The 9,786-nt window shown below is 62.7% G+C and carries 9 protein-coding genes; 3 read left to right on the forward strand and 6 right to left on the reverse strand.

The window, feature by feature from the left end; all coding sequences use genetic code 11:
- Positions 1 to 92: 92 nt before the first annotated feature.
- Positions 93 to 824 carry an SDR family oxidoreductase gene (locus tag AC1DO7_RS25445; RefSeq protein ID WP_441614057.1) on the forward strand — a complete coding sequence of 244 codons (732 nt, stop codon included), beginning with the start codon at positions 93 to 95 and terminating at the stop codon, positions 822 to 824.
- A gap of 217 nt (positions 825 to 1,041) precedes the next feature.
- The gene (locus tag AC1DO7_RS25450; RefSeq protein ID WP_441614058.1) at positions 1,042 to 1,899 is read left to right on the forward strand and encodes an oxidoreductase; all 858 of its coding nucleotides are present in this window, start codon (positions 1,042 to 1,044) and stop codon (positions 1,897 to 1,899) included.
- 235 nt (positions 1,900 to 2,134) lie between these two features.
- Here AC1DO7_RS25450 and AC1DO7_RS25455 read toward each other — a convergent pair whose 3' ends face one another.
- Together AC1DO7_RS25455 and AC1DO7_RS25460 are read right to left on the reverse strand one after the other, a co-directional pair.
- Positions 2,135 to 2,602, reverse strand: a complete 468-nt coding sequence (locus AC1DO7_RS25455; RefSeq protein ID WP_477116696.1) for a cupin domain-containing protein — start codon at positions 2,600 to 2,602, stop codon at positions 2,135 to 2,137.
- 282 nt (positions 2,603 to 2,884) lie between these two features.
- Positions 2,885 to 3,763 (reverse strand): LysR family transcriptional regulator, encoded by an 879-nt coding sequence (locus AC1DO7_RS25460; RefSeq protein ID WP_441614060.1) that lies wholly within the window; start codon positions 3,761 to 3,763, stop codon positions 2,885 to 2,887.
- A 207-nt stretch (positions 3,764 to 3,970) separates the two neighbouring features.
- On the opposite strand from AC1DO7_RS25460, the gene AC1DO7_RS25465 reads away from it, so the two are divergent.
- Positions 3,971 to 5,353, forward strand: a complete 1,383-nt coding sequence (locus AC1DO7_RS25465) for an MATE family efflux transporter (protein ID WP_441614061.1) — start codon at positions 3,971 to 3,973, stop codon at positions 5,351 to 5,353.
- A 57-nt stretch (positions 5,354 to 5,410) separates the two neighbouring features.
- Here the strand turns inward: AC1DO7_RS25465 and AC1DO7_RS25470 are convergent, their stop codons facing one another.
- The 4 genes from AC1DO7_RS25470 to AC1DO7_RS25485 form a co-directional block, all read right to left on the reverse strand.
- Positions 5,411 to 6,568 (reverse strand): porin, encoded by a 1,158-nt coding sequence (locus AC1DO7_RS25470; protein WP_441614062.1) that lies wholly within the window; start codon positions 6,566 to 6,568, stop codon positions 5,411 to 5,413.
- A gap of 54 nt (positions 6,569 to 6,622) precedes the next feature.
- Positions 6,623 to 7,684: a phosphotransferase family protein gene (locus AC1DO7_RS25475; protein ID WP_441643213.1), complete on the reverse strand. Its 1,062-nt coding sequence runs from the start codon at positions 7,682 to 7,684 to the stop codon at positions 6,623 to 6,625.
- 27 nt (positions 7,685 to 7,711) lie between these two features.
- The gene (locus tag AC1DO7_RS25480; protein ID WP_441614064.1) at positions 7,712 to 8,512 is read right to left on the reverse strand and encodes an SDR family NAD(P)-dependent oxidoreductase; all 801 of its coding nucleotides are present in this window, start codon (positions 8,510 to 8,512) and stop codon (positions 7,712 to 7,714) included.
- Between the two features lie 38 nt (positions 8,513 to 8,550).
- Positions 8,551 to 9,786, reverse strand: a 1,236-nt coding sequence (locus tag AC1DO7_RS25485; protein WP_477116697.1) for an NAD(P)(+) transhydrogenase (Re/Si-specific) subunit beta, incomplete at its 5' end; no start/stop codon positions are given.

A 9,786-nucleotide genomic window follows, 5' to 3' on the forward strand; every position in this document is an offset into this window, starting at 1 on the left:
GAAAAGAGATTCCACATATTCCAGTCTAATCAAAAATAGATTCCTCGGCCAGACTTCTCTCCACGCAATCCAGCGCCTTTCGGAGAGATACCATGGCTAACAACGTCGTCATCATTACCGGTGCTTCCAGCGGAATCGGAGAAGCCACCGCCAAGCTCCTTGCCACGAAAGGCGCCACGGTCGCCTTGGCCGCTCGCCGGCTCGGCAGTCTTCAGCGCATCGCCGCCGAAATCCGGGCAAAGGGCGGCAAGGCATCCGTTCACCAGGTCGACGTCACTGACCAGGCGCAGGTCAATCGCTTGATTGGCGACGTCGTATCGCAACACGGCCGCCTGGATGTGATGGTCAACAACGCCGGCCTGATGGCCATCGCGCCCCTGTCGCTGCGCAAGACAGACGAATGGGATCGCATGATCGACATCAACATCAAGGGTCTTCTCTACGGTATCGCAGCGGCGTTGCCAGTCTTCGAAAGGCAGCAATCGGGTCACTTCGTCAACATCGCGTCGGTCGTGGGCCTGAAAGTCTTCAGTCCCGGAGGGACGGTGTACTCGGGCACGAAGTTCGCGGTGCGCGCCATTTCCGAAGGCTTGCGCCACGAGGTCGGCGGCCACATCCGCACCACGGTGATCTCGCCGGGGGCGGTCGACACCGAACTGAAGTTCGGCTCCGGGCATGAGGACAGCCGCAACTTCGTCGTCGATTTCTACAAGATGGCCATCCCGGCCGATGCCATCGCACAGGCCATCGCCTATGCGGTCGAGCAGCCAGATTCGGTCGACGTCAACGAGATCGTGATCCGCCCCACCGTGCAGGATTTCTGAGGGTCGCGGCGGGCAGGGAAGTGCTTAAGCCGATGAGGAAGTTCAGCGAGTTACGTCAGATGCCAATCCGATAAGCCCGCAGTGCTGGATCTCGACCGAATACCGACCCACCAATTTCATCCGGGTTTGACCCACCGTCAGGCAGCGTCATTCCGCTATCTCGATGCGGATAACGCTTGGCCATCGACGCTTTCACCACCAATGCAGGAGCAAGATCATGAGCAACCTCACCAAGCAACAGTTCAAGCGCGTCTGGTTTATCACGGGCGCTTCACGCGGCCTGGGCGCGCTGATGGCCAAGGCAGCCCTTGCCGATGGCAACGCCGTCGTCGCCACGGGCCGCAACGCCGCCGCAATTGCCGAGCGTCTCGGCGAGTCGTCCGCATTGTTCCCTGTCGCACTGGACGTGACGGACGGCGCGCAGGTCAAGGCGGCTGTCGAGGCCGCCGTCGAGAGGTTCGGCCGCATCGATGTGCTGATCAACAACGCTGGTTTCGGGCTGCTCGCCGCCGTCGAAGAATCGAGCGACGCCGACGTGCGCCGGATCTATGAAACCAACGTCTTCGGTCTGCTAAGCGTGACGCGCGCCGTGCTACCAGTGATGCGCAAGCAGCGCTCGGGTCACGTTATCAATATTTCGTCCATTGTCGGCTATCAAGCGGCGGCCGGGGTCGGCGTGTACAGCTCGACGAAGTTTGCCGTCGAAGGCATCACGGAAGCATTGCACGCAGAACTGAAGCCGCTTGGCATCCATGCGACCCTCGTCGAGCCGGGCTTCTTCCGCACCGACTTTCTGGATACGTCGTCTCTCCTCGTCGGCAAGGAAATCATCGACGACTACGCTGAGACCTCGGGCAAGCTGCGCGACCTCGCAGTCGTCATAAATCACAAGCAGCCGGGCGATCCGGAGAAGCTGGCAACGGCGCTCGTCACGCTGGTCGATGCGCAAACGCCGCCGTTGCGCCTGCCGCTTGGCACCGACACGCTAAAGGCGATCGCCGAGAAGAACGCGTACGTGACGACGGAAACGCAGGCGTGGAAGTCGCTGTCGGAATCCACAGACTTTCCGGCGTGAAGACGATGAGAGCAGGCTGAGGCCGTTGCGAGCCGCGTGCTGTCGTTCTTGACGCAGCAAACCGTCCAGACCTGAACCAGTCGGCGTATGACTGCCAGGAGAAGCGGTCGATGTGGCCGACGAAACCCGGCAGCCGCATGGCGGCAACCGTGACTTCGGTGTGCTGCCATGTCATGGATGCCGCATCTTCCTGCGCGGCACGCTTCGCTACGACTGCCCTCAGGGCGCCGGGGTTTCAGGGCAGCAGGTGGGTATCGCCGGCGGCCTGCGGTGGCAACTTGACTGCCAGTGCCTTGAAATCGCCGCTGGTTGCGACCGAACCCGCGTGCGCGACGCTCTTCGGAATGACGATCAGGTCGCCGGGGCCGACTTCGCGCTGTTCATTGCCCAGCCAGAATGTTCCCTTTCCTGCGATGACATACTGGATCTCGTCGGCGCTGGTGTGGTAGTGCTTTGGAACGTTGCCCGATTGCACAGCAACGGTCCCTTGCGGCGTCGTCACCAGCCCTCTCGTGCGCAGCGTGCCCATATTGGGAACCTGTGGCCCGAGGTCTTCATTGGTCAAGGCCGCCAGGTTGATGATCTGCGGCGCCAACGCGGCGGGCGGGGTCTGCGCGTGGGCGGGCGGCAGCCCCATGTGGGCCGCAAGGTAGCCGCAAGCAAAGGCGACCGGGACTGCGGAAAGAGCGGCAAGGCGATGCATATTTATCTCCCTTTGGTTGGCCTGCGATCATTGCGCCGTCACGACGCTTGATTCGTGCGATCCGGCTGGATTGTCTCACCGCGATCCGCGCCCAGAATTAAGGGGAAACCCGAAAGCACTGAATCGATCGCATCTCGGAGAGGGTGCTGCCGAAGCCGGAAGGGAATTTACCTTGGGCCGCCTCTGGTATTGAAAAGGAAGCCGGTTCTCTTTCCACTCACTTCCGGAATGAAACCGCTGTCGACCGCGAAGCTGGTGAATGCATCCGCGACAGAAAGCCGTTCATTCGAGGTTCCGCATTTCGGTATCCATCCAGCTGCAGAATTGCCGGACCACGCGCGATTCCGAGCGGCGCTGGTAACGATATGTTCCGATCTCAACCGGCTCGTATCCGGGCAGGACCACCAACGCGCCGGCTTGTGTTTCCCTGGCCGTGAGGATCGGCGGCGCGAGCACCATCCCAAGACCGGCAACACAAGCATGAAGAGCCGCATCGTCGGTGTCGAATTCATGGGCGAAGGAAAGCTCTGCCAGCGAAATATCGAAGGTTTCGCACCAGAGCTTCCAGTCCCAATTGCCGGCTGCGCGCTGAAGAGCCGGCACGTCCGAAACGGTGATCTCCCGGCGATTGGTGTCTCTTGCCAGCAGGCTCGGCGAAACAACCGGGCGGCTCAGGTCGCGAGCAAGGAGTTCCCATCCTTCGGCTGCTTCCCCTGCCCGGAAATAACGGATGCTGACATCAGAGACCGGGACGGCGAGCAAACCTCGCGCGGAACCAGTTTCCACCCGAACGCGGGCCTCGGGGCAGAGCGCGTGAAAGCGATCCAGTGACGGGATGAGCCAACGCACTGCAAGCGACGTTGACGCCTGAACGCTGATTTCGGTTTCGTCGCGATACAGGGCATCGGCCGAATGCTCGATGAGCCCGATCGCCGGCGCGACCTCCTGATAGAACCGCTGTCCCACGTCGGTAAGGGAAACGGTGTTATTTCCCCGGTGGAAGAAGGTCACGCCAAGCTCGTCTTCAAGCTTCTTGAGCTGGTGGCTTACCGCGCCGGCGGTAACGCCGAGTTCAGCGCCGGCGGCCGTCAGGCTCCCGGTGCGTGCCACGATCGCAAACACCCGAACGGCGTTGAGAGAGACGCGATGCCTGTTCTGCATGAGGTTTCCTCAAGCTCCCCTAAAATTACTCGTTTGAGTGTCGCAAAAAAATATAGCACAATCGAAAGTGAAAATCCGCTCGGTAAGTACGATGCGCTCAAGAAAATATTGAATCGACACCAAAGTCACGGCGTGGGTGATGGCGGGGACGGCATTATTTTATTAATTTTCTTTTCACAATAAACTACTCGCACCCAGAGATCTGTGATGATTTCCATCCCACGTCACTACCGCGACATGATCATGCTTTCCGCGCCGATTGCGGGAATTCAGTTTGCGCAGATCGTATTGACGAGCACCGATCTGATGATGATGGGCTTGATCGGCATGGAGGCGCTGGCGGCCGGTGGTCTTGCCACGCTACTTTACAATCAGTTCCGCACCATGTGCGTCGGCATGGTGACAGGCTTGGGAAATCTCATTGCCGCTTCTATCGGACGGGCCGAAAAACGCACGGAAAGCATAATGGTCGATGCTGCTGCCCGGGAGGAGATCCGCGGCCTTGTCCGCTCTGCGTTGTTTCTCGCCACGGTCGTCGCTCTTATCGGTGGCGGCTTGCTTGCCGGTCTGGGTTATTGCCTCACCTTTCTCGGCCAGGATGACACCGTCGTCGCCCTGGCAAGGCCGGTGATGATCACGCTTGCGCCGGGGCTCTTACCCATGGTCTGGCTCAATGTCTTGCGGCAATTCGCCGTCGGTATGCGCCGCCCCGGCTCGCTTTTGTGGGTCACCGTGGTCTCCATCGCCGTCAACGTGCTATTGAACGCGATGTTCATCTATGGGTGGCTAGGCCTGCCCAGACTCGGACTGACGGGCGTCGGGCTTTCGACGACGTTTGTGCAGGTATGGACTTTCCTTGTCTATCTTCGCGCCGTTCAACGGGACGAGAAGCTGAAGGATTTTCTGTCGCTCGCCTTCTGGAAAGCACGACCTGCGACCGTTCTCAAGATGGCGAAGATGGGAACGCCGATCTCCCTGACCTATGGTCTCGAGGCGTCAATTACTTCCGTGGCGTCGATCTTGATAGGAAATTTCGGGCCTGTTGTGCTTGCTGCCTCCAATGTCATCAACCAGCTTGCCAAGATCGTCTATCAAATCAATGTCGGCCTCTCTCACGGGTCGTCCATTATGGTCAGCCGTGCCATCGGGAAACAGGAATATGGGGAGATCGGAGTCATTGCACGAGGCGCCATGACAATCTGCTTTATTCCGATGACGGCGATCGGGCTCGTTTACCTGTTCTTTCCCCATATTGTATTGTGGCCATTTCTCGGCGCTCACGCAGATCCTGCCATATTATCCACAGCAACCACGCTGCTCTGGTTCGCCGTTTTCAATCAGTTCTTTACGGCTTCGCAGAATATCAGCATTGGCCTCTTGCGTGGCCTTGGAAATACGAAAGCCGGACTGAGCAATAGCCTGATTTCCTATTGGTTGATCGGCATTCCAGCGATACTATTTTGCAGCGATTGGCTCGGATGGGGCGGCGCGGGCGTTTGGTTCGGCTTGTGCATCGCTTTCGGCGCGAGCAGCGTGCTGCTCTGGCGACGTTTCATGGCCGATCTGAAGCGGATATCGCAGCCTGGATAGATGGAGCGGTGGCCAATCCACCGCATGCCGTACCGCCGCGCGCCAAGTCAAAACCCGTCAGAACTTGTGACGAAGCCCGATCGCGACGCCGAGCATATTGCTCTGGCCGTTGCCCAGCGTGTAGCTGTTGCCGAGCGAGAGGCTGTTGGCATACACCGTGGCCAGCGATTCCATCATCAGGCCGGCGTTCTTCGCATAGGCCGTGGTCAGGTAGGCGTCGGTGCGCTTGGAGAATGCGTAGTTGGCCACCAGCGCGATCTGCCAGGGGTTCGGCACGCCCGTGTTGCCGAACAGGCTTTTTACGTTGTCGTAGTCGTATTCGAGCGTGAGACCCACGGCGGGCGTGACCTGGTAGGTGCCGCCGATCCAGTAGAAATCGTCCCGCTGGATCACCACATCCGCGGCATTCTTGTTCTGGCCCCAGCGGTATCCCCCCATGATCTTGGCCGTTCCGAACGCGTAGCTCGCACCCACCGCGGCTTTTTTCAGCGTGCCGCTGCCGGTGCCGATGGTCGGATTCCACTGGTCGTAGGCCGCCATCAGCCCGATCGGGCCCGCGGAATAGGAGACGCCCGCGCCGTAAGCCGTATCGCGCCGGAACTGGCCGGGAACCTCGCCGTTGCCGCCGATTGCGGTGGCCACGCCTACCGTCTGCGGCAGGGCCAGGCCAACGCCGAACGACCAGTGGGCGATAGCCGTGACCGGACCGAACTGGCCGTTGTACTTGAGCGTGTTGTCCTCGCGGAAGTTGGCGCCGGTCTGCAGTACGACGGGCTCGTACTGCGTGGCGAACGCGGTGGGCTCATAGTTGGCGACCGTCTCGAACATCGACGTGTACTGGCGCCCGAAGCTGAACTGGCCGATGGGACTCTGCACGCCGACGTACGCCTGGCGCCCGAAGATCCGGCCGCTCTGCTGGGAAGCGCCGGTGTCGAGGCCGAAGCCACTCTCGAGCACGAACACCGACTTGAGGCCGCCGCCGAGGTCCTCGGTGCCGCGCATGCCCCAGCGCGAGCCGGACAGGCCACCCGAGTTCAGGCGGTAGACGTCGTTGGCCGGGCCGCGGTTGAAGCCGTTGGTGGCAACGGGCACTGCGCCGGCGTGGTTCACATACTCCACGTTTGCGTCCACCACGCCATAGAGCGTGACGGACTGCGCAAAGGTCGTTCCTGAACAGGCAAGCAGTGAGAAGAGGGCGGTCGTCTTGATGTTCATGTCGTGGCTCTTTTGATTTTCCCTGGGGTCTTGTTTGTTACTTCTTGCTTGCCGTCATGCTGCATTCGCGTATTGCATCGCGTATTTCCAGCCAAGTTCGGCCAGCGGGATCGCTTTGCGACTTGTTTCCACGGCGTCGGCGCTGGTCGCATTGCCACTCCTCGCGCGCCGGGCGATGCCGTTCATGATCGCGGAGAGGCGGAACAGGTTGTAGGCGAGATAAAAGTCCCAGTGCTCGATCGACTGCGTGCCGTTGGTGCTCCCGTACCAACGGAGATAGCTTGCCTCGTCGGGGATGCCGAGCGCCTGCAGGTCGAGGCCGCCGATGCCACGCCACAGGTCGGCCGGGATATGCCAGCTCATGCAGTGGTAGGCGAGGTCGGCCAGCGGGTCGCCCAAGGTCGCCAGCTCCCAGTCGAGCACGCCGATCACGCGCGCTTCGGTGGGGTGGAACACGAGGTTGTCCATGCGGTAGTCGCCGTGGACAAGGCAGGTACGGTCGCTGTCCGGCAGGTGCTGCGGCAGCCAGTCCGCAAGCGCGGCGAGAGCGGGGTTGTCGTCCATGCCGGCCTCCCGGCACTGGCTCGCCCAGCGCCGGACCTGCCGGGCGATATAGCCGCCGTGCTTGCCAAAGTCGGTCAGGCCTGCGGCGTCGAGGTCCACGCGGTGCAACGCGGCGATGACGCGGCCCATCTCGCGATACATTGCCGAGCGCTGCTGCCGCGAGAGTCCCGGCAGCGACTGGTCGAACAGGATCCTGCCCTGCAGGAACTCCATGACGTAGAACGGGCTGCCAACAATGGCGGTGTCCTCGCTGTAGAGGAATGTGCGCGGCACGGGGACCTCGCTGTCCCGAAGCGCCTGCATTACCCGGTACTCGCGGTCGATTGCGTGGGCCGACGATAGCAACTGGCCCGGCGGCTTGGTGCGCAGGACGTACTGCCGCGGGCCGCAGGCGATCCTGTAGCTAGGGTTGGATTGTCCGCCCGTCAGACGCTCGACGGACAGCACGGGATAGTCGATCAGCCCGTGGGCGAGCAGGAGCCGGGCCAGGGCACGACTGTCGAACGGGGACGGGCCGGCTGCCTTCGCCGGCGGGGTGGCGGTGACTTCCATAGGCATTCTCCTGTGGCGCGGTGGCGGTCAGAGCGAACTGACGGCGTGGCCGCCGTCGACGGGCAGGACCGTGCCGGTCATGTAGTCCGAAGCGCTGGAGGCGAGCAGCAGCAGGGCGCCGTCCAGCTGGGTGGCGCGGCCGAGCCGGCGCTGCGGAATGCGCCGGATGAGCGCCTGGCCGTTCTCCGTCTCGAAGAAGTCCCGGTTGATATCCGTCTCGAAGTAGCCGGGGGCGAGTGCGTTGACCCGGATCCCGTGGCGTGCCCATTCCAGGGCCAGCGAGCGCGTCAGGTGGATCAGCCCCGCCTTGGCGGCGGTGTAGGCCGGCACCTGTTGCGCCACGCGCAGGCCGAGGATCGAGGCGATGTTGACGATGCTGCCGCCGTTGCCCGCGTCGCGCATCGTCCGGGCGGCGCACTGTGCCACGCGCCACGCGCCGTTCAGGTTGGTGTCGATCACGCTCTGCCAGGCGTCCTCCGTCACGTCCATGGCAGGGGAAGTCGTGGCGATGCCAGCGCTGTTGACCACGATCTGGGCCGGACCGAGCTCGCGCTTCACCGCATCGAATGCCGACTCGACGGAAGCGGGGTCCCGCACGTCGAGTGGCACCACGCATCCGGTGGCGCCTTGCTTGCGCAGCGCCGCCAGTATGGTCTCGCCTTCGCCGACGCGCCGGCCCGCCAGCGCGACGCGGCAGCCCGCGCGGGCGAGCGTCTCGGCGAAGTGCCGGCCGAGGCCGCCGAACGCGCCCGTGACGAGCGCGACCTTGCCGTGCAGGTCGCCAAACGGGTTCGGCGGTGGTTCCGGCTGCCATTGAGGTTGAGTCATCAGCTTGTCTCCGTTGTTTTGTAGTGGGCTCAGGCTCTTCAGACCGACTTGCCCATGTCCTCGACCACCTTCTTGGCGTCGCCGAACACCATCATGGTCTTGTCCATGTAGAACAACTCGTTGTCGAGACCGGCATAGCCGGCCGCCATCGAGCGCTTGTTCACGATGATGGTCTTGGCCTTGTAGGCTTCCAGGATCGGCATGCCGGCGATCGGCGAGTTGGGATCGGTCTTGGCCGCCGGATTGACCACGTCGTTGGCGCCCAGCACGAGCACCACGTCGGCCTGGCCGAACTCGCTGTTGATGTCTTCCATCTCGAAGACCTGGTCGTAGGGCACTTCGGCCTCGGCCAGCAGCACGTTCATGTGGCCCGGCATGCGGCCCGCCACCGGGTGGATGGCGTACTTCACCGTCACRCCCTTCTCGACCAGCTTCTCGGTCAGTTCCTTGAGCGCGTGCTGCGCGCGCGCCACCGCCAGGCCGTAGCCCGGCACGATGATCACGGTCTCGGCGTTGCCCATCAGGAAGGCCGCGTCATCGGCCGAGCCGGACTTGACCGGGCGCTGCTGCTGCTCGCCGGCGGCCGCCCCCGCGGCCGTGCCGCCGAAGCCGCCCAGCAGCACGTTGAAGAACGAGCGGTTCATGGCGCGGCACATGATGTACGAGAGGATCGCACCGCTCGATCCCACCAGCGAGCCGGCGATGATCAGCATCGGGTTGTTGAGCGAGAAGCCGATGCCGGCCGCCGCCCAGCCCGAGTACGAGTTCAGCATCGACACCACCACCGGCATGTCGGCGCCGCCGATCGGGATGATGATCAGCACGCCCAGCACGAAGGCGATCGCCAGCATCACCACGAAGGGCAGCCAGCTCTGCGACAGGAAGAAGATCACSCCGAAGCCGATCATCGCCACCGCCAGCAGCAGGTTGAGCATGTGCTGKCCGGGGAAGGACACCGGCGCGCCCTGGAACAGGCGGAACTTGTAGCGCCCGGCCAGCTTGCCGAAGGCGATCACCGAGCCCGAGAAGGTGATGGCACCGACGAAGCAGCCGATGAACAGCTCGATGCGGTTGCCCAGCGGGATGTCGTGCGAGCCCGCCGGCGTGATGCCGAAGGCGGCCGGTTCGGCCACCGCGGCCACCGCGATGAACACCGCCGCCAGGCCGATCAGCGAGTGCATCGCCGCGACCAGCTCGGGCATCTTGGTCATCTCGACTTTCTTCGCCACGTAGGCGCCGATGCCGCCGCCCACCACCAGCGCGCCGAAGATCAG

This window comes from Cupriavidus sp. 05N40 (assembly GCF_056397305.1).